Raw genomic sequence first — 22,376 nt, forward strand, 5'->3', positions numbered from 1 at the left:
AGAATTCGCCTTTCTTGTGGGAGCGAATTCATTCGCGATTCCCAGGCTGGGTGGCGGGGCAGCTGCGCTGCCCTTCGCGAATGAATTCGCTCCTACAGAAATCGGCCGACAAGCTCACCCACATTTCGAGTGACCGCAGTTGAGGCAGGTCGCGCAGCCATCCATTTGCACCACCGCCTGCGTATTGCACTTGCCACAGAGCTGCGCGCCGGGTGGGAAGCCTTCGCCGGGTTCGGCGGTGGTGGTGCCTTGGCTGGCCTCGTAGGCGGCACGCTTTTCCGCCAGGTAGAGCCGCTGTTCCTCGTCCAGCTTCTGGCCTTCCATCAGGCCGATGGCGATCAGGTGGCGCTCCAGCACGGCGCCGATCTCGGCCACCAGCGACGGCATGTAGACGCCGCCACGCTTGAGGTAACCGCCGCGCGGGTCGAACACCGCCTTGAGCTCTTCCACCAGGAAGGTGCAGTCGCCGCCCTTGCGGAACACCGCCGACATGATGCGGGTGAGGGCGACGATCCACTGGAAGTGCTCCATGCCCTTGGAGTTGATGAAGATTTCGAAGGGCCGGCGCTGCTCGAAGGCGGTGTCGGGGTTGAGCACGATGTCGTTGATGGTCACGTAGAGCGCGTGTTCGAACAACGGCGACTTGATCTTGTAGGTGGCGCCCACCAGGGTTTCCGGCCGCTGCAGGGTTTCATCCATCTGCACGACGGCAGCCGCTTCCTCGGCGGCCTTGCGGGCCTTTTCCTGTTCCAGGTCCACCAGGCTGAAGCCCTTGATCTTCTTCTCGATCTTGATGGTCATGACCGCCTCCGATCGTTCAGTACTTGCCGTAGTAGCCTTCCTTCAAGGCCTCGAACAGGTTGGCGGCGGTGTGTAATTCGCCGTCGTACTCCACTTCTTCGTTACCGCGCAGCTCCACCAGAGTGCCGTCCTCCAGCTCGAAGCGGTAAACCGTCCTCTCCAGATCCGCGTCCTTGACCAGCACACCCTGGAAGGCCGCCGGATTGAAGCGGAAGGTGGTGCATCCCTTGAGACCCTGGCGCCAGCCGTGCAGATAGATGTCCTTGAACGCTTCGAAGGGGAAGTCGGTGGGCACGTTGGCGGTCTTGGAGATGGACGAGTCGATCCACTTCTGCGCCGCCGCCTGCATGTCCACGTGCTCGGCCGGGCTGATGTCGTCAGCGCTGACGAAATAGTCCGGCAAGCGCTGCGCCGGGTGCTCGGCATCCGGCCGGGCCTGGCTGTTGACGAGGGAGCGGTAGGCCAGCAGCTCATAACTGCGGACGTCGATCTTCTCCTTGGTCTTGCGCCCGGGGCGGATCAGGTTGCGCGAATACTGGTGGGCGTAGCTCGGCTCGATGCCGTTGGAAGCGTTGTTCGCCAAGCTAAGGCTGATGGTGCCGGTGGGGGCAATGGAGCTGTGATGGGTGAAGCGCGCGCCCACCTCGGCCAGCTCGGCCACCAGTTCCGGGGCATGTTCGGCGACACGCTGCATGTAGCGGGAATAGCGCGCGTGGAGGATGCGGCCGGGCACGCGGTCGCCCACCTTGTAGCCGTCATCCACCATTTCCGGGCGCTTGCGCAGCATGGTGGCGGTGACCTCATAGTCGAGCGCCAGGATGGGCGCCGGCCCTTTCTCCCGCGCCAGCTCCAGGGCTACCTGCCAGCCGGCCAGGGCCATTTCCCGCGTCACTTCCTCGGTGAACACACAGGCCTCGGTGCTGCCGTAGCGCAACCGCAGCAGCGCAAGGGCCGAGCCCAGCCCGAGGAAGCCCATGCCGTGGCGGCGCTTGCCGAGGATTTCCTCGCGCTGCTGCGCCAGCGGCAGCCCATTGATCTCCACCACGTTGTCGAGCATGCGGGTGAATACCCGCACCACGGCACGGAAGCGCTCCCAGTCGAAGTGCGCGTCCTCGGTGAACGGCTCTTCGACGAAGGCGGTGAGGTTGATCGAACCCAGCAGGCAGGAGCCATAAGGGGGAAGCGGCTGCTCCCCGCACGGGTTGGTCGCGCGGATCGCCTCGCACCACCAGTTGTTGTTCAGCTCGTTGACCCGGTCGATGAGGATGAAGCCCGGCTCGGCGAAGTCGTAGGTGGAGACCATGATCATGTCCCACAGGTGCCGGGCCTGGACGCGGCCGTAGACCTTGCAGGCCACCAGGCCGTCCTCACGGGTGATGTAGCCGTCATGCACCGGCCAATCGCGCCAGATCACCTGGGTCGCGTCACCAAAGTCGAGCTCGTCGCGCTCCTTGGGGTGCACCGGGTAGAGCAGTGGCCATTCGGTGTCGTTCTCCACCGCGTGCATGAAGGCATCGCTCACCAACAGGCTGAGGTTGAACTGGCGCAGGCGGCCATCCTCGCGCTTGGCACGGATGAACTCACGCACATCCGGATGGCATACGTCGAAGGTGCCCATCTGCGCGCCGCGGCGACCGCCGGCGGAGCTCACGGTGAAGCACATCTTGTCGTAGATATCCATGAAGGACAGCGGCCCGCTGGTCTGCGCGCCTGCCCCGGAAACATAGGCGCCATGTGGGCGCAGGGTGCTGAATTCGTATCCGATGCCGCAGCCGGCCTTGAGGGTGAGCCCGGCTTCATGGACCTTGCCGAGGATGTCGTCCATGGAGTCGAGGATGGTGCCGGAAACGGTGCAATTGATGGTGGAGGTGGCGGGCTTGATGTCCTGGGCGCCAGCATTGGAAATGATCCGGCCGGCGGGGATGGCGCCATTGCGCAGGGCCCAGAGGAAGCGTTCGTACCAGTGCTCGCGGGCTGCGGCATCGGCCTCCACCTCCGACAGGGCGCGGGCCACGCGCTGCCAGGTGGCATCAGGGGTGAGGTCGATCGGCGTACCGTCCTTGTGCTTGAGGCGGTACTTGCTGTCCCAGATGTCTTCCGACGCCGCCTGCAAGGCGATGCCGTGGTTACCCTGGACCTGCCTGGGGGTTCCCGTCCTGGCCATCCGCTGCCCTCCCTCGATGAAGAGTCCAGACTAGTCTGACCACGAATGCCGGCCGCTGATTCACATCAAGACGACCCGCGGCCCCTCTCTCACCTTAGCAGTCCGTGCGGAATGCCCGGTAGGGTGCGCCATGCGCACCGGGCGAAGCCCAGGCGTGCATAGCGAGTTGGTGCGCGCAGCGCACCCTACAGTCGAGATCAGAGCGCCTCCAGGCACCCCGCCAGCCCATCGCCCAGGTTCTGCAGCAGGGTCTCGTAGCCGTTGGCGGCCACCGGGGCGTTCATGCCCAGGGCATCCAGTTCGGCCAGGCGCACCGAGAGGCCGGCGGTCAGGGTGTCGGCCAGACGCGGGCGTACCGGCGGCTCGCTGAACACACAACTCGGGCCAGCCGCTTGCAGTCGCTCACGCATCGCAGCGACGTGGCGGGCACCGGGCTGCACTTCGCTGGCGACGCTGAATACGCCGGAATGGCGCAAGCCGTAGGCCGCCTCGAAGTAGTCGAAGGCCTCGTGGAAGACGAAGAACGGCTTGCCGGCGACCTTGGCCATGCGCGCCTTCAGGCGGGCGTCGAGCTGGTCGAGGCGGCCTTCGAAGGCCTTCAGGTTGGCCTGGTAGCGGGCGGCGTTGGCCGGGTCGGCGGTGGCGAGGTCAGTGGCCATGCGTGCGGCGATCACCCGAGCGTTGGCCGGGAGCAGCCAGAGGTGCGCGTCGATGGTGCCGGGGCGATGGTCATGGTCGTGCTCGTGTTCGTCGTGCTCGCCTTCGTGCTCATCGTGCAGCGCCTCGAAATGGCGCAGGGTCATGCCGGGTTCGTCCTGCACAGCCACGCTGGGCTTGTCACGCCCTTTCAGCACGCGGGGCAGGAAGCCTTCCAGGTCGGGCCCGACCCAGTAGAACAGGTCCGCCTCACGCACCCGGCGCACGTCGGAGGGGCGCAAGGCGTACTGATGTGGCGAAGCGCCCGGAGGCAGCAGCACGTCCGGCTGGCCAGCGCCGTCCTGCACGGCTGCGGCGATCAGTTGCAGCGGTTTGATGCTGGTCAGCAGGCGTACGTCGGCCTGGGCAGACAGGGCGCAGGCGCTGAGGAACAGGGAGACGAATAGACGGAACACGGCACAGACTCGGCGGGAAAAGAGTTATAGAATAACGTCTCTTTCTCCAGACGTCGCCGCCGCCATGCTCAAGCCGATCAGCGCAAAAGCCCCCCTGGCCTGTCGCCCCCACGACCACTCCCACTGCGTGTCCAACGCCCTGGCCGAAGCCGAAGCCATCTGCGGCCGGCAGGGCTTGCGCCTGACCGCCCTGCGCAAGCGCGTGCTGGAACTGGTGTGGCAGAGCCACAAGCCGCTGGGTGCCTACGACATCCTCGGCGTGCTGACCGAGGAAGATGGCCGCCGCGCGGCGCCGCCCACCGTCTATCGCGCCCTGGACTTCCTCCTGGAAAACGGCCTGGTGCACCGCATCGCTTCGCTCAACGCCTTCGTCGGCTGCAACCATCCGGGCGAGTCCCATCAGGGTCAGTTCCTCATTTGCCGTAACTGCCAGACGGCCATCGAACTGGAGCAGTCGAGCATCAGCCAGGCCATCATCGACAGCGCGAAATCCGTCGGTTTCGTCGTCGAAGGCCAGACCGTCGAAGTCGTCGGCCTCTGCGCCAGCTGCCAGGTGGCCGCATGAGCGACGTCCTGATCCACCTCGAAAAGGTCGGCGTCGACTTTGCCGGGCAGCCGGTGCTGCAGGACGTGCACCTGGCCGTGAAGGCCGGGGAGATTGTCACCCTGATCGGTCCCAACGGCGCCGGCAAGACCACCCTGGTGCGCACCGTGCTCGGCCTGCTCAAGCCGGACAAGGGCGAGGTCTGGCGCAAGCCGCGGCTGCACATCGGCTACATGCCGCAGAAGCTCCAGGTGGACGCCACCCTGCCGCTCACCGTGCTGCGTTTCCTGCGCCTGGTGCCGGGCGTGGACCGCAAGGCGGCCCTCGCCGCGCTGGATGAAGTAGGCGCCGTGCAGGTGATCGACAGCCCGCTGCAGAACATTTCCGGCGGCGAATTGCAGCGCGTGCTGCTGGCCCGTGCCCTGCTGCGCGAACCCGAACTGCTGGTGCTCGACGAGCCGGTGCAGGGCGTCGATGTCGCCGGCCAGGCCGAGCTCTACCGCCTGATCAGCCGCCTGCGTGACCGTCACGGCTGCGGCGTGCTGATGGTTTCCCACGACCTGCACCTGGTGATGAGCGCCACCGACCAGGTGGTCTGCCTCAACCGCCACGTCTGCTGCTCCGGCCACCCGGAACAGGTCAGCGGCGACCCGGCCTTCGTCGAGCTGTTCGGCCAGGACGCCAAGAGCCTCGCGGTCTATCACCACCACCACGATCACGCCCACGACCTGCATGGCGAAGTGGTGAAGCAACCTTTCCCCAGCGGCACCCGTTTCACTCCCGTCCACCAGCACGGCCCCGACTGCAACCATGGCTGATTTCCTGCTCAACGCACTGCTCGCCGGTCTCGCCCTGGCCCTGGTGGCCGGCCCCCTCGGCTCCTTCGTGGTTTGGCGGCGCATGGCCTACTTCGGTGACACCCTGTCCCATGCCGCGCTGCTCGGCGTGGCCCTGGGCCTGATGCTGGACGTCAGCCCGACTCTGGCCGTGACTGTCGGCTGCGTATTGCTCGCGGTGCTGCTGGTCACCCTGCAACAGCGCCAGCCGCTGGCGTCGGACACGCTGCTGGGCATCCTCGCCCACAGCACCCTGTCCCTGGGTCTCGTGGCCCTGAGCTTCATGAGCGAAGTGCGTATCGACCTGATGGGCTACCTGTTCGGCGACCTGCTGGCGGTGAGCCGCACCGACCTCGCCTGGATCCTCGGCGGCAGCGCCCTGGTGCTGCTGGTGCTGATCCCCATGTGGCGGCCGCTGCTGGCGATCACCGTGCACGAGGAACTGGCGCGGGTGGAAGGCCTTCCCGTGGCGGCCATCCGCCTTGCGCTGATGCTGCTGATCGCGGTGGTGATCGCCGTGGCGATGAAGATCGTCGGCGTGCTGCTGATCACCTCGCTGCTGATCATCCCGGCCGCCGCCGCCCAGCGCCACGCCCGCAGCCCCGAGCAGATGGCCCTGGGCGCCAGCCTGCTGGGCCTGGTGGCGGTCTGCGCGGGCCTCGCGCTGTCCTGGTTCAAGGACACCCCGGCCGGTCCGTCCATCGTGGTCTCCGCCGCCAGCCTGTTCCTCTTCAGCTTTGCACTGCCGCGCCGCGCCTGAGGTCGGCAAGCACTAGGGACGCGGCCTTCTCCGCGATCATCAGGGTCGGTGAGCAGGTGTTGCCGGAGACGATTTCCGGCATCACCGAGGCATCGGCAATGCGTAGCCCCGGAATACCGTGCACCTTGAGTTCGGCATCCACCACGGCGTCCCGATCCTGCCCCATGCGGCAGGTACCCACCGGATGGAAGATGGTGGTGCCGATCTGCCCCGCAGCCTCGTGCAGTTCCGCTTCGCTCTGCAGCGCCGGGCCCGGCAGGTATTCCTCCGGTCGATAGCGCGCCAATGCGGGCGCGGCGGCGATGCGCCGGGTCAGGCGGATGGCATCAGCGGCCACCCGCAGGTCCTCGGCATCACTCAGGTAGTTGGGCTGGATCAAGGGCGGCGCCCGATGATCGACGGAACGGATATCCACCCGGCCACGACTTCGCGGGCGCAGGTTGCAGACGGAGGCGGTAAAGGCGGGGAAGGGGTGCAGCGGCTCGCCAAAACGCTCCAGCGACAGTGGCTGTACGTGATACTCGAGGTTCGCCCGGGTCTGCTCGGGGCCAGAGCGGACGAATGCGCCCAGCTGGCTCGGCGCCATGGCCAGTGGTCCGCTGCGGCTGGCGAGATAGCGCAGGCCCATACCCAGCCGTCCCCACAGGCTGCCGGCCATCTGGTTGAGGGTCGGCACGCCGGAAACCTTGAAGATCAGCCGTAGCTGCAGGTGATCCTGCAGGTTGCCGCCCACCCCGGCGAGCTCATGTCGCACGCCGATGCCGAGGCGCTCCAAGAGCGATCGCGGACCGATTCCCGAGCGCTGCAACAGCATCGGTGTGCCCACGGCACCGGCGCAGAGAATCACTTCGCGCCGCGCCCGGAATTCATGCTGCACACCTTCCCAGCGCCCCGACACACCCACCGCGCGGCCCTGTTCCAGCAGCAGGCGCTGCACCTCCACCCCGGTGCGCACCGTGAGATTGGGCCGTTGCGACGCCGGCCGCAGGAACGCCTTGGACGCATTCCAGCGCACCCCTGCGCGCTGGTTGACCTGGAAGTAGCCGCACCCGGCGTTGTCGCCGGTGTTGAAGTCCTCCACCGGGGCAATGCCGCATTCGCCGGCGGCCAGGCGGAAGGCGTCGAGGATTTCCCAGGACAGGCGCTGGCGCTCCACCCGCCACTCGCCGGCACCGTTGTGGAATTCGCTGGTGCCGCCGAAGTGGCTCTCGCTGCGCAGGAACAGCGGCAGCACGTCCTTCCAGCTCCAGCCCGCATTGCCCAGCTCGGCCCAGCGGTCGTAGTCGGCGGCCTGGCCGCGCATGTAGATCATCCCGTTGATCGAAGAGCTACCACCCAGCACCCGCCCGCGCGGGTAGCCCAGGCTGCGGCCATGCAGGCCGGGCTCGGCCTCGGTGCGATAGCACCAGTCGGTACGCGGGTTGCCGATGCAATAGAGGTAGCCGACCGGAATGTGGATCCACGGATAGCTGTCCCGCCCACCGGCTTCCAGCAGCAGCACGCGCACACCGGGGTCGGCGGAAAGCCGGTTGGCCAGCAGGCAGCCGGCCGGGCCGGCACCGACGATGAGGTAGTCGAAGTCCTGGAGGGCTGGGTACATGGCAATCCTCGCCGTTCTTGTCGTTGTGGCTGGCCATATTGCAGCAGTGGCGGTTCCGACAGGAGCTGGGAAAGGTCTGCAAGGCCACTGAGATGCCTCTGGAAATGCCATCTTCGCGGCCGTTTTGCCCCTACTTTTTGTCCTGATCAGCACCGCAGTGTAGAATCGCGCGTTTTTTGAGCAATCAGAGACCCGCTGGAATGAAGCTGTTCGCCACTCGTTGCCTGCCCGTTGTCGCCTTTTCCCTGCTGTTGGCCGCCTGTCAGACTGCCCAGCAAGTAGCCGAGGTACCAACTGACGATCTGGTCAACAGCTTCCGACATCTCGACCAGGACCTTTCCGAAGGCAAGCTCACCGAAGCCGAGGCGCAGCTCAAGGGCCTGGAAGAAAAGGCCGCCGGCGACACCCGACTCGAGCAATACCAGCGCCAGCTGGCCGATGCCTGGCTCAAGCGCGGCCAGGACGCCCTGCAGCAGGGCGACCTGGACAACGCCACCAAGGCCCTCAGCCACGCCCGTGGCCTGATGCCCCAGGCGCCCGCCCTGACCACCGGCCTGGACGGCGCCATCGACCAGGCCCGCGAAGCCGCCGAGGCCCGCGCCGAGCAGGCCCGCCGCGCTGCCGAGGCCGCCGCTGCCAAGGAAAATGCCGCGCGCCTGGAACAGGCCCGTCAACTGCGCGAAGCCGCCGAACGCCAAGCCGCCGCCATCCAGGCGCAAACCGTTCTGCCCAACGCCCCCCAGGGCGAGAAGCCTGTTGTCCAGGCCAGCAAGCCGCGCGCCCTGAAACCGCTGGTGGAGCTGCCCATGCTCGATCGCGACGACAACGAAAACCTGCGCCGCCTGCTGGACGACGTGGCCGCCGACATCGTCGCCCACGACTGCGCCGTGCAGATCCAGGTGCGGGAGGCCAAGGACTATCCCTGGGTCGCCGCCCTGCTGTCGGCACGGGTGAAGAAGCTCGATCCCGGCTTCAAGCCCCAGTACAGCCAGGCGCTGAACCCCGACCAGGTGCCGCGCCTGGTGCTCAGCCCGCACCACTGAACGTCCCGGCCGGCGGCAGCTAGACTCCACGCAGTCCGCCTGTCGCTTATTCCCTCTTGCTATAGCCATAGGTCCAGAAAGATTTTCTGTGCCTATGTGCCAGCAGGTAAACTTGCCGGTTTTTAGCCGATCCGGCTAACGACGAACCCACAAGGTTTCCGCAGTGATCGAATTCCATAACGTCCACAAGGCGTACCGCGTCGAAGGCCGCGAAATTCCGGCCCTGCAGCCGACCGACCTCGCCATCCAGAGCGGCGAAGTGTTCGGCCTGATCGGCCACTCGGGAGCCGGCAAGAGCACCCTGCTGCGCCTGATCAACCGCCTTGAAGAACCCACCGGTGGTCGCATCGTCATCGATGGCGACGACATCACCGCCCTGGACAGCGAAGGCCTGCGCCGCTTCCGTCAGCGCGTCGGGATGATCTTCCAGCACTTCAACCTGCTGGCATCCAAGACCGTTGCTGAGAACGTCGGATTACCGCTGAAGCTGGCCGGTGAGTTGTCCCGCGCAGAGATCGACCGCCGCGTCGCCGAACTGCTGGCCCGCGTCGGTCTCAGCGACCATGCCCGCAAATACCCGGCGCAACTCTCCGGCGGCCAGAAGCAGCGCGTCGGCATCGCCCGCGCCCTGGCCACCCAGCCGAAGATCCTGCTCTGCGACGAGGCCACCAGCGCTCTCGACCCGCAGACCACCGCCTCGGTGCTGCAACTGCTGGCCGAGATCAACCGCGAGCTGAAGCTCACCATCGTCCTCATCACCCACGAGATGGATGTGATCCGCCGGGTCTGCGACCGCGTGGCGGTGATGGATGGTGGTGTGATCGTCGAGCAGGGCGCGGTGGCCGATGTGTTCCTGCACCCGCAGCACGTCACCACCCAGCGCTTCGTGCTGGAAGACGAGCAGGTGGACGAGGGCGAACAGCGTGACGACTTCTCCCACGTCAGCGGCCGCATCCTGCGCCTGACCTTCCGTGGCGAGGCGACCTACGCCCCGCTGCTGGGCACCGTCGCGCGCCAGACCGGCGTGGACTACAGCATCCTTGCCGGGCGCATCGACCGCATCAAGGACACCCCCTATGGCCAGCTGACCCTGGCCCTGACCGGCGGCGACATCGACGCTGCGCTTGGCTGCTTCCGCGAGGCGGACGTGCACCTGGAGATCCTGCGCTGATGGAAGCCCTGCTCGCCAATATCGACTGGTACGAAATCTGGCTCGCCACCCTCGATACCTTCCTCATGCTCGGTGGCTCGCTGCTGTTCACCGTGCTGCTCGGCCTGCCGCTGGGCGTGTTGCTTTTCCTCACCGGCCCGCGCCAACTGTTCGAGCAGAAGACCGTTTACGGCCTGCTGTCGCTGCTGGTGAACGTGCTGCGTTCGCTGCCCTTCATCATCCTGCTGATCGTGATGATCCCCTTCACCGTGTTCTTCACCGGTACCTCCCTGGGGGTCGCCGGCGCCATCCCGCCGCTGGTGGTGGGTGCCACGCCGTTCTTCGCGCGCCTGGTGGAAACCGCCCTGCGCGAGGTGGACCGCGGCATCCTCGAAGCCACCCAGGCGATGGGCGCCACCACCCGCCAGATCATCTGGAACGCTCTGCTGCCGGAGGCGCGACCGGGCATCTTCGCCGCCATCACCGTCACCGCCATCACCCTGGTGTCCTACACCGCGATGGCCGGCGTGGTGGGCGCGGGCGGCCTCGGCGACCTGGCCATCCGCTTCGGCTACCAGCGCTTCCAGACCGACGTGATGGTGGTCACCGTGGTCCTGCTGCTGGTGCTCGTGCAGATCCTGCAAACCGTCGGCGACAAGCTGGTGGTGCATTTTTCCCGTAAATGACCTGGTGCCGGCGCCAGTTGCGCCGGCCCGATGACTTCCCACAAGGAGCCGTTCATGAAGAAATTGCTGGTGGCCTTCGCCGCCCTGACCGCCCTCTCCGCCCAGGCCGACACCCTGAAAGTCGCCGCCACCCCGGTGCCCCACGCGGAGATCCTCGAGTTCATCAAGCCGCAGCTGGCCAAAGAAGGCGTGGACCTGCAGGTGAAAGTCTTCACCGACTACGTCCAGCCCAACGTGCAGGTTGCCGAAGGCCGCCTGGACGCGAACTTCTTCCAGCACCAGCCTTACCTCGATGAGTTCAACAAGGCGCGCCAGACCAAGGTGAAACTGGTTTCCGTCACCGGCGTGCACGTCGAGCCCTTCGGCGCTTACTCCAGCAAGGTGAAGTCCCTGGCCGATCTGCCGGAAGGCGCCCAGGTGGTCATCCCCAACGACGCCACCAACGGCGGCCGTGCCCTGCTGCTGCTGGACAAGGCCGGTGTAATCAAGCTGAAGGACAACACCAGCATCACCGCCACCCCGAAGGACATCGTCGAGAACCCGAAGGGCATCAAGGTGCGTGAACTGGAAGCCGCGACCCTGCCGCGCGTGCTGAACCAGGTGGACCTGGCGCTGATCAACACCAACTACGCGCTGGAAGCCAAGCTGAATCCCACCAAGGACGCCCTGGTGATCGAAGGCAGCGACTCGCCTTACGTGAACATCCTGGTATCCCGCGAGGACAACAAGGCCAACGCCGACATGCAGAAACTGGCCAAGGCCCTGAACAGCCCCGAGGTGAAGAAATTCATCGAGGAGAAGTACAAAGGCGCTGTGGTTCCGGCGTTCTGATCGCTTTGCGCTGAACGAAAAAGCCCGCTCAATGAGCGGGCTTTTTTGTGGGCGTAACGCACTCAGCTTGATCGTAGGGTGCGCCGTGCGCACGTTTAGCCTGCGCCGAGATTTCGGTGCGCGCAGCGCACCCTACGCAGTGCGTCCGATTCGCGTCAGCTCTTCGGCGTCACCAGCCCCGGCAGTTGCTCCTTGAGCTTCTGGTTGTTCAGCGGCGAGCGGATGAAGCCGCGCTGGGTGCCGTCCGGGCCGAGGACCACCAGGTTGCCGCTGTGGTCGACGGTGTAGTTTTCCTTGCTGGTGTCCGCCGGGATGAAGGGAATGCTCACGGCGTTGGCCAGCTTCTGCAGGGTCGGCAGGTCACCGGTGATGCCGACGAACGTCGGGTCGAAATAGCCGATGTACTGCTTGATCTGCTGCGGGGTGTCGCGGTTCGGGTCGACGCTGACGAACACGAAGCGCAGGTTGTCCTGCGCCTGCTGCGGCAGCAGGCCCTTGAGCTCACGCATCTGCGCCAGGGTGGTGGGGCAGATATCGGGGCAGAAGGTGTAGCCGAAGAACACCAGGCTCCACTTGTCCTTGAGCTGGTCCACCGCGACCTTCTGGCCGTTCTGGTCGACCATTTCCAGCGTCGGCAGGGTGCGACTCTGCGGCAGCAGGACGATGCCGGCATCGAGCAGCTTGGTGGGGTCGGCCTGGCCCTGGCTGGTCAGGACGCGGTGCACGGTGAGGCCGAGCACCACGGCCACGACGGCGACGAGGACAAAGACGGTTTTCTGGATTCTGGTCATAGGTTCAGCATCAGGTAGTGGTCCACCAGCAGGGCGATGAACAGCAGGAAGAGGTAGGCGATAGAGTACTTGAAGGTCCTGATCGCAGCGTGCGGTTTGCTGTCACGGTACAGCACCCAGGCCCACTGCAGGAAGCGCGCCCCCAGGGCTACCGCGCACGCCAGGTAGAGCAGGCCGCTCATGTGGATGACATAGGGCAGCAGGCTGACCGCGAACATCACCAGGGTGTAGAGCAGGATGTGCACCTTGGTGTAGTGCTCGCCGTGGGTCACCGGCAGCATGGGGATGTCGGCCTTGGCGTACTCCTCCTTGCGGTGGATGGCCAGGGCCCAGAAGTGCGGCGGGGTCCAGGCGAAGATGATCAGCACCAGCAGCAGCGGTTCGGCGGACATATGCCCGGTGACGGCAACCCAGCCCAGCAGCGGCGGCGCGGCGCCGGCCAGGCCACCGATGACGATGTTCTGCGGCGTGGCGCGCTTGAGGAAACCGGTGTAGAGCACCGCGTAGCCCACCAGCGAGGCAAGGGTCAGCCAGGCGGTCAGCTCATTGGTGAAGGCCAGCAACAGCGCCTGACCCAGCACGGCCAGGACGAAGGCGAAGCTCAAGGCAGCCACCGGCGAGACGCGACCATTGACCACAGGGCGTTTCAGGGTTCTCGCCATGATCGAGTCGATGCGCCGGTCCACCACATGGTTGACCGCCGCCGCCGCCCCGGCGCAGAGACCGATGCCGAGGTTGCCGAACAGCAGCACCTCCCAGGGCACCCCGGCGCGGGTGGCGAGGAACATGCCTACCAGGGAGGTGATGAGCATCAGCACCACCACCTTGGGCTTGGTCAGTTCCAGGTAGTCGCGCCAGCTGGCGCGGGCCTGGCTGTGTCCTTGGCTGAGCAGAGTGGCCATGGCGTTTTCTCCTTGGTGATCCGGTTACTTGCCGTGCGGGGTCAATGCCGTAGGAGCGAGCTCTGCTCGCGAACCTCCGCCGCCGCCAATTTCGCGAGCAGAGCTCGCTCCTACAAAAAGAGCCGCGTTGCGCACCCGGTAATTGGTGGTGACCAGCACCAGCAGCAGCAGGGCGCCGCCACCGTTGTGGGCCACCGCCACCGGCAGCGGCAGGTGGAAGATCACGTTGCTGATGCCCAGGCCGACCTGCAGGCACAGGGCCGCCAGCAGCAGCCCGGCCAGGCCCTTGAGGCCGCCGGCGCGCAATTGCCAGGCAAGGGCCAGCAGCACCAGGGTCACGGCCAATGCACCGAGGCGATGGGTCATGTGAATGGCAGTGCGGGCGTCGCTATCCAGTTGCCCGCCCAGGTAGTTGGGGCCGATGTGCTGGGTGAGGTGGAAGCCGTTGGCGAAGTCCATCGCCGGCCACCACTGACCATGGCAGGTGGGCAGGTCGACGCAGGCCACAGCCGCGTAGTTGGAGCTGACCCAGCCGCCGAGGGCGATCTGTCCGATCACCAGCGCCAGCCCGAGTGCCGCCCACAGCCGCAGACGCTGTGGCAATTGCAGCGGCGGGAAGGCGTTGGACAGCCGCAGGCTCAGCAGCAGCAAGAGCGAGAGCGTGGTGAAGCCACCCAGCAGATGCGCGGTCACCACCTGGGGCCAGAGTTGCAGGGTCACCGTCCACATGCCGAAGGCGGCCTGGGCGACGACCACCGCCACCAGCAGCAGTGGCAGCTTCAGCGGCTGGCCGTCACGGCCGCGTAGGCGCACGGCATGGATGGCCAGGCCGAGGATCACCAAGCCCAGGGTGCCGGCGAAGTAGCGGTGGACCATCTCGTTCCAGCCCTTCTGGGCCTCCACCGGTGCGTGGGGGAAATTGGCCTCGGCATGGGCGAGCTGGGCGTCAGTCTGCGGCACGCTGATGAAGCCATAGCAGCCGGGCCAGTCGGGGCAGCCGAGGCCGGCGTGGGTCAGGCGGGTGTAGGCGCCCAGCAGTACCACCACCAGCGCCAGCAGGGTGGCGAACAGGGCGAGGCGGAATCCGGGCCGGTTCTTGTAGGTATCCACAGCAGTCGCTCCTCACCTTTCGCGAGAAAGGGGTCGATCAACCGATATTGGAAAGCTTCAGCAGGTGGCGCAGGTCGTTGAGGATCTGCTTGCCCTTGGCAGTGCCGTCGTAACGCAGGACGAGGTTGCCGTGGGGGTCGACGATCCACAGGCGGGCGCCACCCAGATTGTCGGTGGCCTTACCGTAGGTGACCGTGTCCAGGCCGTAGCGTTTCAACTGCGGATATTCCTGTTTGAGCTTGTCGGCGTAGTCCGCCGGCACATCGGCGGCGGCCAGGGAGTGGCTGGCGCGCGACGCGTCGCGGCCCAGGCCGATGTGAATCTGCCGCGCCAGGTAGACCAACTGCTGGCAATCGGCCTCGCAGGCACCCGGCGCGGTGACCAGCAATTGCCAGGTCTCCTGGGGCGCTGCGCCCTGGACGCCGATATCGGCGCTGGTCTGGCCATTGCCGATCATGGCGCCGTGATAACTGCGGCCTTCCGGCACCCAGAAGCTGAACTTGTACATGGCGGTGGCGAGCATCATCGGGCCGATCACCACCATCAGGATCAGCAGCAGCTGGATGCGTCCACGGCGGCGCGGCGGCGCGGCCTCAGGCATGGCGAGTGCTGGGTTCATTGTTGTTCTCCCGTCCTTTGCGCAATCCGAAATAGATGAACAGGCCGAGCAGCGCCGCCGCGAGGGCAAACCACTGCACGGCGTAGCCAATGTGTTTTTCCGGCCCCATGGCGACCACCGGCCAGTCGGTGCGGTAGGCCGCCGGGCCTTCCTCCAGGCGCAGTTCCAGTGGCAGGCCGTTGCGGCCGAGGTGTTGCCAGAGCGCGGCGGCATCCACCTGGTTGATCAGTTGCGGCCAGCCGCTCGCTTGCAGGTGCTTGAGTTCGAACGCGGCGCCCGGCGGCACATAGGCCCAGGCAACCAGCGCCTGCTCGCTATCGGGAGTGGTGAAGGCCGGCGCCACGCGGCGATCCGGCCAGGGCAGCCAGCCACGGTTGACCAGCAGCCACTGGCCGCTGGTGCTGTCCTGGAAGGGCTGCAGCAGTTCGACGCCGGCCTTGCCGTCGCGGATGCGGCTGTCCAGCAACAGGCTGTGGGCGGCGTCGAAATGGCCGCTCAGGCGCACGCGCAGGTAGGCCGGATCGGCGCTGGCACGAAGGTTCTCGATATCGACAGGGGCGGTGATGTGCCGGGCATCGGCAGCAGCCAGCAGTTGGCTTTTTTCCTCGGCGCGGGAGAGCTGCCAGAAGCCCAACCCGAGCAGCACCGGCAGCAGGGCGAGCACCACCAGGGTGGGCGCCAGGCCGGGCCGGAAGGCGCTCATGGCCGCCGTCCGCGAGGCAGAACAGGGCTGGCTATACTGCAAAACATCCCCCTTCCCCCGGAGTCACGCATGCTCAAAGCTGCGATCATCCTCATGTTGCTTGCCACGCTGGTCAGCCTGTTCAGCGGCCTTTTCTTCCTGGTCAGGGACGAAGGACGCAGCTCCCGCGTGGTCAATGCGCTAACGGTTCGTGTAATCCTGACCGCTGTCACCCTGGCGCTAATTGCCTGGGGTTTCTACAGCGGCCAGTTCGTTTCCCATGTCACCTGGTAAGCCGGAAGCCCCCGCCTCCGGCCACCACCTTCACAGCACGTAGACGAAGGTGAACAGGCCGATCCAGACCACGTCCACGAAGTGCCAGTACCAGGCCGCCGCCTCGAATCCGAAGTGATGCTCGGGGTCGAAGTGGCCGCGCAGGATGCGCACCAGCATCACCGTCAGGATTAGCGCCCCCATGGTCACGTGGGCGCCGTGGAAGCCGGTGAGCATGAAGAAGGTGGCGCCGTAGATGCCCGAACCGAGGGTCAGCCCCAGCTCCTTGTAGGCGTGGATGTATTCCTCGGCCTGGAAGCCCAGGAAGGTCGCACCGAGCAGGATGGTCAGCGCCAGCCAGATCTTCAGCGGACCACGCTTGTTCTTGCGCAGCGCATGGTGGGCGAAGGTCACGGTGAAGCTGGAGGTCACCAGCAGCAGGGTGTTGATCAGCGGCAGATGCCACGGGTCGATCACCGCCTTGGGCGGCGGGAACAGCTTGGAATCCGGGTTGTTCAGCAGCGGCCAGGTGTATTCGAAGTTCGGCCAGAGCATGTTGGCGACACCCTTGGCGCCCTCGCCGCCGAGCCAGGGGCCGGCGAAGTGGCGCACATAGAACAGCGCACCGAAAAAGGCGGCGAAGAACATCACCTCGGAGAAGATGAACCAGCTCATGCCCCAGCGGAAGGAACGGTCCATCTGCGGGCTGTAGAGACCGCCTCGGCTCTCGCGGATCACATTGCCGAACCAGCCGAACAGCATGTAGGCGACGATGAGCCCACCGACGAAGAAGATGATCGGGCCGTTTGAATCCGGGCGCGCCGCCTTGAGGTCGTTGAACCAGGTGCCCAGGCCGTAGACCGTGGTCAGCAGGCCGATGGTGGCGATGATCGGCCACTTGCTCTGGGCCGGGACGTAGTACTGCTCGTGACTAGCCATCGTTGTTGTTCTCCTTATCGGCCCGTCAGCCGTCATTCCTGGCGACTGGTGGCTTGCGGGCAGTGATATCGAACAGCGTGTAAGCGAGGGTCAGGTGATGCACATCGGCCGGCAGGTCACGGTCGACGATGAAACGCACCGGCATCTCGATGCGCTGGCCGGGCTGCAGGACCTGCTGGGTGAAACAGAAGCATTCGGTCTTGTGGAAGAACGCCGCCGCCTTCGACGGCGCCACGCTGGGAATGGCCTGGGCCGTCATCGGCTTGTCGGTGGGGTTGTAGGCAATGAACAGCATCTCGTTGCTCGCCCCCGGATGCACCACCAGGTCATCCGCCTTGGGGCGGAATTCCCAGCTCATCCCCGCTGCGTTAGTCGCGAGGAACTGCACCCGCACCTGGCGCTGCTGGTCTTCGTTCTGCGCGCCCTCGTAGGCCGACCCGGTGGTCTTGCCGTTGATGCCGAACGCCTGGCACATCACGTCATAGATCGGCACCAGGGCAAAACCGAAGCCGAACATCACCACCACCAGCAACAGCAGGCGCTGGATCAGGCGGCGAGTGCTCATTTCCCCGCTCATCTCACTTCACTTCCGGCGGCGTGGTGAAGGTGTGGTAGGGCGCCGGCGACGGCACGGTCCACTCCAGGCCCTCGGCGCCATCCCAGGGCTTGGCCGGGGCCTTCTTGCCGCCACGGATGCACTTGATGACGATAAACAGGAAGAGGAGCTGGGTGGCACCGAAGGTGAAGGCGCCGATGGACGAGATCATGTTGAAGTCGGCGAACTGCAGGTTGTAGTCCGGAATCCGCCGCGGCATGCCTGCCAGCCCCACGAAGTGCATGGGGAAGAACGCCATGTTCATGCCGATGAAGCTCATCCAGAAGTGCAGCTTGCCGAGGGTCTCGTCGTACATGTGGCCGGTCCACTTCGGCAGCCAGTAGTAGGCCGAGGCGAAGATGCCGAAGATGGCGCCGGGCACCAGCACGTAGTGGAAGTGCGCCACCACGAAGTAGGTGTCGTGGTACTGGAAGTCCGCCGGGGCGATGGCCAGCATCAGGCCGGAGAATCCGCCGATGGTGAACAGGATGACGAAGGCCACGGCGAACAGCATGGGCGTCTCGAAGGTCAGCGAACCTTCCCACATGGTGCTCACCCAGTTGAACACCTTCACCCCGGTGGGCACGGCGATCAGCATGGTGGCGAACATGAAGAACAGCTCACCGGTCAGCGGAATGCCCACGGTGAACATGTGGTGCGCCCAGACGATGAACGACAGGAAGGCGATGGACGCGGTGGCGTAGACCATCGAGGTGTAGCCGAACAGCGGCTTGCGGCTGAAGGCTGGGATGATCGAGCTGACCGCACCGAAGGCGGGCAGGATCATGATGTACACCTCGGGGTGGCCGAAGAACCAGAACACGTGCTGGAACAGCACCGGGTCACCACCGCCGGCAGCACTGAAGAAGCTGGTGCCGAAGTGGATGTCCATAAGCATCATGGTCACGCAGCCGGCCAGCACCGGCATTACCGCGATCAGCAGGAAGGCGGTGATCAGCCAGGTCCAGACGAACAGCGGCATCTTCATCAGGGTCATGCCCGGGGCACGCAGGTTGAGGATGGTGGCGATCACGTTGATCGCGCCCATGATCGAGCTGATGCCCATCAGGTGGATGGCGAAGATGAAGTAGGTGACGCTCTCCGGCGCGTAGGTGGTCGATAGCGGCGCGTAGAAAGTCCAGCCGAAGTTCGGTCCGCCGCCGGCGGTGAACAGGGTGCTGACCAGCAGGCCGAAGGCCGCCGGCAGCAGCCAGAAGCTGAAGTTGTTCATGCGCGGCAGGGCCATGTCCGGCGCGCCGATCATCAGCGGGATCATCCAGTTGGCCAAGCCGACGAAGGCCGGCATCACAGCACCGAACACCATGATCAGGCCGTGCATGGTGGTCATCTGGTTGAAGAATTCCGGCTGCACGATCTGCAGGCCGGGCTGGAACAACTCGGCGCGGATCACCATCGCCATCGAGCCCCCGAGGAGGAAGGCGGCGAAGCTGAACCACAGGTACATCGTGCCGATGTCCTTGTGGTTGGTGGTCAGCACCCAGCGCATCAGGCCCTTGGCCGGACCGTGGTGGTGATCATGCCCGGCATGATCGTGATCGATCACTGCACTCATGTCAGTCTCCATATAGGCCGGTGTCTTCTTCATTGGCTTTCCGCCTGTTTCAGGGCCAGCACTTCCTTCGGCGTCACCATGTCCCCGGTGTTGTTGCCCCAGGAATTGCGCTCGTAGGTAATGACGGCGGCGATATCGACTTCGGACAGTTGCTTGCCGAAGGCGGCCATGGCAGTGCCCTGCTTGCCGTGGAAGACGATGCCGAGGTGATCAGCCTTGGGACCGGTGGCGATCTTCGAACCCTTGAGTGCCGGGAACATGGGCGGCAGGCCCTGGCCCTCGGCCTGGTGACAGGCGGCGCAGGTGGTGTGGTAGACCTTGTCACCTCGCGCGACCAGTTCCTCCAGGGTCCAATCCTTGTCGGTCAGCTCCTTCTGCTTGGCGGTCTCTTCCTTGCGAGCCGCCAGCCATTTGGCGAAGTCCTCCTGGGACTTGGCCTCGACCACGATGGGCATGAAACCGTGGTCCTTGCCGCACAGCTCGGTGCACTGGCCACGGTAGATGCCGGGCTTCTCGATGCGCGTCCAGGATTCGTTGACGAAGCCGGGGATCGCATCCTTCTTCACCGCCAGCGCCGGCACCCACCAGGAGTGGATCACGTCGGCGGCGGTGATCAGGAAGCGCACTTTGGTGCCCACCGGCACCACCAGCGGCTGGTCGACTTCCAGCAGGTAGTGCTCGTCCTTCGGCGCCTTGTTGTGGATCTGGTCAGCAGGCGTGGCCAGGTTGCTGAAGAACTCCACGTCCTGGCCCAGGTACTTGTAGTGCCATTTCCACTGGTAGCCAGTGACCTGCACGTCCAGCCCGGATTCGGAGGTGTCGTAGATGTCGATCAGCGTCTTGGTCGCCGGCACCGCCATCAGCACGAGGATGACGAAGGGCACGACGGTCCAGAGGATTTCAACCGTGGTGCTCTCGTGGAAGTGCGCTGGCTGCTGGCCGGTGGAGCGGCGGTGGATGATCATCGACCAGAACATGGCACCGAAGACCAGTACGCCGATGACGACGCAGATCCAGAAGATGGTCATGTGCAGATCGAAAACGGTGCGGCTGACCTCGGTTGCACCAGGCGCCATGTTGACTGTCCAGGCAGCCTCCGCCTGGCTGAGAACAGACAGCAGCAGGAGTCCCATCCAGACTCGTGGATGTCGCATCATTGCGGGTTCCCCTTCTCGTTCTTGTTATCCCGCCGGCTGGGCCAACGGCTTGGGGACGGCTGCCCGGACTACCACACTCGGACCGCCGACCTCGGCACGCAGGTGCACAGTCGGGTTCCATCAGGTAATGCCTTTCGAGTCGGAGTATAGACAGGGACTTCGGGTGCGCAACGCGACCGAAGAAATGGCTGAAGGCGCGTAAGCCTTGTCCTAAACGCCACGGCTGGCGTGGGCTACAAGCAGATGGCAAAGTGCTGTTATATCCTGCCCGAATAACTGCTAGGCAATTATGACAATCCGGTCTTAGCAGTTCCGCTGAGCGAGCTAAGGTCTTGTCTTCAACTTTTCATTCACCTGCAACCGCCATGTCCTTTTCAGGAGCAGTCATGAACACCGCCGCACTGCGCGAACTCATCCAGCGCGCCCTCCAGAACGAAGTCGCCTCCTCCCAACTGACCCGGATACTGGAAGCCCAGGTCGCCAGCCTGCACCCCGCCATTCGCCTGCCGGCAGAGGATGCCCAGGGCGTGCTCGCCCGCTTCATCGCCGCCTATGTGGAACAGGTCCCGGACGTGCTGGATGCCGCCGCCAATGTCGCCCGTGAAGCCGGAATCGAAGCCCGCATCAAACCGGTGCTCCAGGTCGCCGAGCAGTTCTTCCTGCAGCCCCCGGCCCTGATGGCAGGTCATGAAGGCCTGGAAGGCCTGCTCGACGAGGCCTACTTGGCCCATCGCCTGGTGGAAGAGGTCAATGACCGCTACATCGTGCATTTCGGCCAGCCGCTGATCCCGCTGGATACCACGGTGGCCAACCTGATCGCCCACCAGCTGATCGGCGAGCCCTTCGCCAACCAGCTGGATGAAGCCGTTCACCATGCCGTGGACGGCCTGCTGGACGACGAGGTGTTCAGCCAACCCTCGGCCCAGGCCTATCGCCAGCAACTGCACGACCCCAAGGTGGAAGAAGCCTGGAAACGCTGGCCGTGCATGTCCCAGCAACTGGGCGTCGGGCTGGAACTGAAGCAGGGCCAGCGTTCTGCGGGCTGAGTAAGCATCCAGGTTCGTAGAACGCGGACCTGCGGAAGCCCCCTGAAAAGGGGGCGAATCCTCGGTCTGGACCGTAGGGTGTGCTGCGCACACCGACTCCATGGATCAACTGCGGCACCCGGTCAAACTGCCGGTGTGCACGGCGCACCCTACAAGATCGGCTTCACGGGGATACGAACCGCCTCAGGCAGTTCTGTAGAGCCGATGGGTATCGCTTCGCTCCAGCGGAGTACCACCCGCCACATCCTACGAACGTCATCCTGATTCCTCGGCGGCCCATCGTCACTGGCAGAGCCGGTGACTCAAGACCACGTCCTCGGAACGTGATTTCCCAAGCTCAAATGAAAAAGGGGCTGCACCGGCAGCCCCTTTTTTCATCACTCCGCCTGGTAGCGCGGCCGTGGCGTGGCCATCGGCAGCGGACCGTCACCGATCGCGCGGAAGCGCCCCTGCTCGGCGTCGTAGGCCTTGATGACGGAAGTCTCGATGTCATAGACCCAGCCGTGGATGAACAGCTGGCCGCTGGCCAGGCGCGCCGCCACCGAAGGGTGGGTGCGCAGGTGGTCCAGCTGGGCCACCACGTTCTCTTCGGTGAGTACTGCCAGGGACTCGTGGCTGGCGCAGCCGCAGTTTTCCTGGACCACCACCTTGGCCACCTCGGCATGGCGCAGCCAGGCCTTTACGGTGGGCATGCGTTCCAGCGTCTGCGGGTCCATCACCGCCTTCATCGCGCCACAATCGGAGTGGCCGCAGATGATGATGTGGTGCACGCCGAGGGCCATTACCGCGAACTCGATGGCCGTCGACACGCCGCCGTTCATCTGGCCGTAAGGCGGCACCACGTTGCCGACGTTACGGGTGACGAACAGGTCGCCGGGCGAGCTCTGGGTGATCAGTTCGGGCACGATGCGCGAGTCGGCGCAGGTGATGAACATCGCGCGGGGTTTCTGTTCATGGGCGAGCTTCTTGAACAGTTCTTCCTGTTGCGGGAAGACTTCGTCGCGGAACCGCTGGAAGCCCTCGACTATGTTCCGCAGGGCTTCTTCGGCGCTTTCACTGCCCAGCTTGTCGTGCTCGTTGTTCATGCTGCCAACCTCGGTCATCGTAGGAATTGTCTGTTATGCCGCCCATTATCCACGTATTGCCGGCATTTGAATTCCTA

23 protein-coding genes are annotated in these 22,376 nt (G+C 65.1%); 9 read left to right on the top strand and 14 right to left on the bottom strand.

What is annotated here, in order from left to right:
- Positions 1-114 precede the first annotated feature (114 nt).
- The 3 genes from E8E91_RS07920 to E8E91_RS07930 all read right to left on the bottom strand — a co-directional run bounded on the left by E8E91_RS07920 (position 115) and on the right by E8E91_RS07930 (position 4,077).
- On the bottom strand, positions 115-801 hold the full coding sequence (locus tag E8E91_RS07920; RefSeq protein WP_280363475.1) for an NrdJb: 687 nt from the start codon (positions 799-801) through the stop codon (positions 115-117).
- 16 nt (positions 802-817) lie between these two features.
- Positions 818-2,965, bottom strand: a complete 2,148-nt coding sequence (locus E8E91_RS07925) for an adenosylcobalamin-dependent ribonucleoside-diphosphate reductase (protein WP_280375296.1) — start codon at positions 2,963-2,965, stop codon at positions 818-820.
- A 197-nt stretch (positions 2,966-3,162) separates the two neighbouring features.
- Entirely contained in the window at positions 3,163-4,077 is a 915-nt protein-coding gene (locus tag E8E91_RS07930) for a zinc ABC transporter substrate-binding protein (protein WP_280375297.1), read from the bottom strand.
- 64 nt (positions 4,078-4,141) lie between these two features.
- On the opposite strand from E8E91_RS07930, the gene E8E91_RS07935 reads away from it, so the two are divergent.
- The 3 genes from E8E91_RS07935 to znuB are packed head-to-tail and all read left to right on the top strand — an operon-like array spanning position 4,142 to position 6,217.
- Positions 4,142-4,642 (top strand): Fur family transcriptional regulator, encoded by a 501-nt coding sequence (locus E8E91_RS07935; protein WP_280375298.1) that lies wholly within the window; start codon positions 4,142-4,144, stop codon positions 4,640-4,642.
- The gene (znuC, locus tag E8E91_RS07940; RefSeq protein WP_280375299.1) at positions 4,639-5,439 is read left to right on the top strand and encodes a zinc ABC transporter ATP-binding protein ZnuC; all 801 of its coding nucleotides are present in this window, start codon (positions 4,639-4,641) and stop codon (positions 5,437-5,439) included. The genes E8E91_RS07935 and znuC overlap by 4 nt, the downstream gene beginning before the upstream one ends.
- Entirely contained in the window at positions 5,432-6,217 is a 786-nt protein-coding gene (gene znuB, locus E8E91_RS07945) for a zinc ABC transporter permease subunit ZnuB (RefSeq protein WP_190828927.1), read from the top strand. Before znuC ends, znuB begins: the two co-directional genes overlap by 8 nt.
- Here znuB and E8E91_RS07950 read toward each other — a convergent pair.
- Positions 6,189-7,817 carry a GMC family oxidoreductase N-terminal domain-containing protein gene (locus E8E91_RS07950; RefSeq protein WP_280375300.1) on the bottom strand — a complete coding sequence of 543 codons (1,629 nt, stop codon included), beginning with the start codon at positions 7,815-7,817 and terminating at the stop codon, positions 6,189-6,191. The genes znuB and E8E91_RS07950 overlap by 29 nt on opposite strands.
- A 200-nt stretch (positions 7,818-8,017) precedes the next feature.
- On the opposite strand from E8E91_RS07950, the gene E8E91_RS07955 reads away from it, so the two are divergent.
- From E8E91_RS07955 to E8E91_RS07970, 4 genes are all read left to right on the top strand, one after another.
- Positions 8,018-8,860: a PA5502 family lipoprotein gene (locus E8E91_RS07955; RefSeq protein ID WP_280375301.1), complete on the top strand. Its 843-nt coding sequence runs from the start codon at positions 8,018-8,020 to the stop codon at positions 8,858-8,860.
- A 163-nt stretch (positions 8,861-9,023) separates the two neighbouring features.
- On the top strand, positions 9,024-10,031 hold the full coding sequence (locus E8E91_RS07960) for a methionine ABC transporter ATP-binding protein (RefSeq protein ID WP_280375302.1): 1,008 nt from the start codon (positions 9,024-9,026) through the stop codon (positions 10,029-10,031).
- Positions 10,031-10,696, top strand: a complete 666-nt coding sequence (locus E8E91_RS07965) for a methionine ABC transporter permease (protein ID WP_280375303.1) — start codon at positions 10,031-10,033, stop codon at positions 10,694-10,696. The genes E8E91_RS07960 and E8E91_RS07965 overlap by 1 nt, the downstream gene beginning before the upstream one ends.
- Positions 10,697-10,750: 54 nt before the next feature.
- The gene (locus E8E91_RS07970; RefSeq protein WP_280363454.1) at positions 10,751-11,527 is read left to right on the top strand and encodes a MetQ/NlpA family ABC transporter substrate-binding protein; all 777 of its coding nucleotides are present in this window, start codon (positions 10,751-10,753) and stop codon (positions 11,525-11,527) included.
- Between the two features lie 155 nt (positions 11,528-11,682).
- On the opposite strand, the gene E8E91_RS07975 is transcribed toward E8E91_RS07970, so the two are convergent.
- From E8E91_RS07975 to E8E91_RS07995, 5 genes are read right to left on the bottom strand one after another with little or no spacing between them, the layout of a single operon-like run.
- Complete coding sequence (locus E8E91_RS07975; protein WP_280375304.1) at positions 11,683-12,318, bottom strand: SCO family protein; 636 nt, start codon at positions 12,316-12,318, stop codon at positions 11,683-11,685.
- Positions 12,315-13,220 (bottom strand): heme o synthase, encoded by a 906-nt coding sequence (gene cyoE, locus E8E91_RS07980; RefSeq protein ID WP_280375305.1) that lies wholly within the window; start codon positions 13,218-13,220, stop codon positions 12,315-12,317. The genes E8E91_RS07975 and cyoE overlap by 4 nt, the downstream gene beginning before the upstream one ends.
- 24 nt (positions 13,221-13,244) lie before the next feature.
- Entirely contained in the window at positions 13,245-14,330 is a 1,086-nt protein-coding gene (locus tag E8E91_RS07985) for a COX15/CtaA family protein (protein ID WP_280375306.1), read from the bottom strand.
- Between the two features lie 37 nt (positions 14,331-14,367).
- Positions 14,368-14,949 (bottom strand): hypothetical protein, encoded by a 582-nt coding sequence (locus E8E91_RS07990; protein ID WP_280375307.1) that lies wholly within the window; start codon positions 14,947-14,949, stop codon positions 14,368-14,370.
- Positions 14,924-15,652, bottom strand: a complete 729-nt coding sequence (locus E8E91_RS07995) for an SURF1 family protein (RefSeq protein WP_280375308.1) — start codon at positions 15,650-15,652, stop codon at positions 14,924-14,926. Before E8E91_RS07995 ends, E8E91_RS07990 begins: the two co-directional genes overlap by 26 nt.
- 69 nt (positions 15,653-15,721) lie before the next feature.
- Here E8E91_RS07995 and E8E91_RS08000 point away from each other — a divergent pair, with 69 nt between their 5' ends.
- The gene (locus E8E91_RS08000) at positions 15,722-15,925 is read left to right on the top strand and encodes a twin transmembrane helix small protein (protein WP_280375309.1); all 204 of its coding nucleotides are present in this window, start codon (positions 15,722-15,724) and stop codon (positions 15,923-15,925) included.
- Positions 15,926-15,955: 30 nt separating this feature from the next.
- Here the strand turns inward: E8E91_RS08000 and E8E91_RS08005 are convergent, their stop codons facing one another.
- From E8E91_RS08005 to coxB, 4 genes are read right to left on the bottom strand one after another with little or no spacing between them, the layout of a single operon-like run.
- A complete protein-coding gene (locus tag E8E91_RS08005; RefSeq protein WP_280363439.1) occupies positions 15,956-16,843 on the bottom strand; it encodes a cytochrome c oxidase subunit 3 in 888 nt (295 codons plus the stop codon).
- 25 nt (positions 16,844-16,868) lie between these two features.
- Positions 16,869-17,420, bottom strand: coding sequence for a cytochrome c oxidase assembly protein (locus E8E91_RS08010; RefSeq protein ID WP_151131116.1), 552 nt, complete (start codon positions 17,418-17,420; stop codon positions 16,869-16,871).
- A gap of 1 nt (position 17,421) precedes the next feature.
- Positions 17,422-19,011: a cytochrome c oxidase subunit I gene (gene ctaD / locus E8E91_RS08015; protein ID WP_280363436.1), complete on the bottom strand. Its 1,590-nt coding sequence runs from the start codon at positions 19,009-19,011 to the stop codon at positions 17,422-17,424.
- A gap of 29 nt (positions 19,012-19,040) precedes the next feature.
- Complete coding sequence (gene coxB, locus E8E91_RS08020; RefSeq protein ID WP_280375310.1) at positions 19,041-20,168, bottom strand: cytochrome c oxidase subunit II; 1,128 nt, start codon at positions 20,166-20,168, stop codon at positions 19,041-19,043.
- A 386-nt stretch (positions 20,169-20,554) separates the two neighbouring features.
- On the opposite strand from coxB, the gene E8E91_RS08025 reads away from it, so the two are divergent.
- Positions 20,555-21,214, top strand: a complete 660-nt coding sequence (locus E8E91_RS08025; protein ID WP_280375311.1) for a hypothetical protein — start codon at positions 20,555-20,557, stop codon at positions 21,212-21,214.
- 377 nt (positions 21,215-21,591) lie between these two features.
- On the opposite strand, the gene E8E91_RS08030 is transcribed toward E8E91_RS08025, so the two are convergent.
- Positions 21,592-22,299: a carbonic anhydrase gene (locus E8E91_RS08030; RefSeq protein WP_280375312.1), complete on the bottom strand. Its 708-nt coding sequence runs from the start codon at positions 22,297-22,299 to the stop codon at positions 21,592-21,594.
- Positions 22,300-22,376 lie beyond the last annotated feature (77 nt).

This window comes from Pseudomonas sp. BN515, from assembly GCF_029873155.1.
GTDB lineage: Bacteria > Pseudomonadota > Gammaproteobacteria > Pseudomonadales > Pseudomonadaceae > Metapseudomonas.

Bases quoted from the DNA above. Each gene is read 5' to 3' on its own strand.
- E8E91_RS07920 (WP_280363475.1), bottom strand. From the start codon at position 801: ATGACCATCAAGATCGAGAAGAAGATCAAGGGCTTCAGCCTGGTGGAC.
- E8E91_RS07925 (WP_280375296.1), bottom strand. From the start codon at position 2,965: ATGGCCAGGACGGGAACCCCCAGGCAGGTCCAGGGTAACCACGGCATC.
- E8E91_RS07935 (WP_280375298.1), top strand. From the start codon at position 4,142: ATGCTCAAGCCGATCAGCGCAAAAGCCCCCCTGGCCTGTCGCCCCCAC.
- znuC (WP_280375299.1), top strand. From the start codon at position 4,639: ATGAGCGACGTCCTGATCCACCTCGAAAAGGTCGGCGTCGACTTTGCC.
- znuB (WP_190828927.1), top strand. From the start codon at position 5,432: ATGGCTGATTTCCTGCTCAACGCACTGCTCGCCGGTCTCGCCCTGGCC.
- E8E91_RS07950 (WP_280375300.1), bottom strand. From the start codon at position 7,817: ATGTACCCAGCCCTCCAGGACTTCGACTACCTCATCGTCGGTGCCGGC.
- E8E91_RS07955 (WP_280375301.1), top strand. From the start codon at position 8,018: ATGAAGCTGTTCGCCACTCGTTGCCTGCCCGTTGTCGCCTTTTCCCTG.
- E8E91_RS07965 (WP_280375303.1), top strand. From the start codon at position 10,031: ATGGAAGCCCTGCTCGCCAATATCGACTGGTACGAAATCTGGCTCGCC.
- E8E91_RS07970 (WP_280363454.1), top strand. From the start codon at position 10,751: ATGAAGAAATTGCTGGTGGCCTTCGCCGCCCTGACCGCCCTCTCCGCC.
- E8E91_RS07975 (WP_280375304.1), bottom strand. From the start codon at position 12,318: ATGACCAGAATCCAGAAAACCGTCTTTGTCCTCGTCGCCGTCGTGGCC.
- cyoE (WP_280375305.1), bottom strand. From the start codon at position 13,220: ATGGCCACTCTGCTCAGCCAAGGACACAGCCAGGCCCGCGCCAGCTGG.
- E8E91_RS07990 (WP_280375307.1), bottom strand. From the start codon at position 14,949: ATGAACCCAGCACTCGCCATGCCTGAGGCCGCGCCGCCGCGCCGCCGT.
- E8E91_RS07995 (WP_280375308.1), bottom strand. From the start codon at position 15,652: ATGAGCGCCTTCCGGCCCGGCCTGGCGCCCACCCTGGTGGTGCTCGCC.
- E8E91_RS08000 (WP_280375309.1), top strand. From the start codon at position 15,722: ATGCTCAAAGCTGCGATCATCCTCATGTTGCTTGCCACGCTGGTCAGC.
- E8E91_RS08005 (WP_280363439.1), bottom strand. From the start codon at position 16,843: ATGGCTAGTCACGAGCAGTACTACGTCCCGGCCCAGAGCAAGTGGCCG.
- E8E91_RS08010 (WP_151131116.1), bottom strand. From the start codon at position 17,420: ATGAGCGGGGAAATGAGCACTCGCCGCCTGATCCAGCGCCTGCTGTTG.
- ctaD (WP_280363436.1), bottom strand. From the start codon at position 19,011: ATGAGTGCAGTGATCGATCACGATCATGCCGGGCATGATCACCACCAC.
- coxB (WP_280375310.1), bottom strand. From the start codon at position 20,168: ATGATGCGACATCCACGAGTCTGGATGGGACTCCTGCTGCTGTCTGTT.
- E8E91_RS08025 (WP_280375311.1), top strand. From the start codon at position 20,555: ATGAACACCGCCGCACTGCGCGAACTCATCCAGCGCGCCCTCCAGAAC.
- E8E91_RS08030 (WP_280375312.1), bottom strand. From the start codon at position 22,299: ATGAACAACGAGCACGACAAGCTGGGCAGTGAAAGCGCCGAAGAAGCC.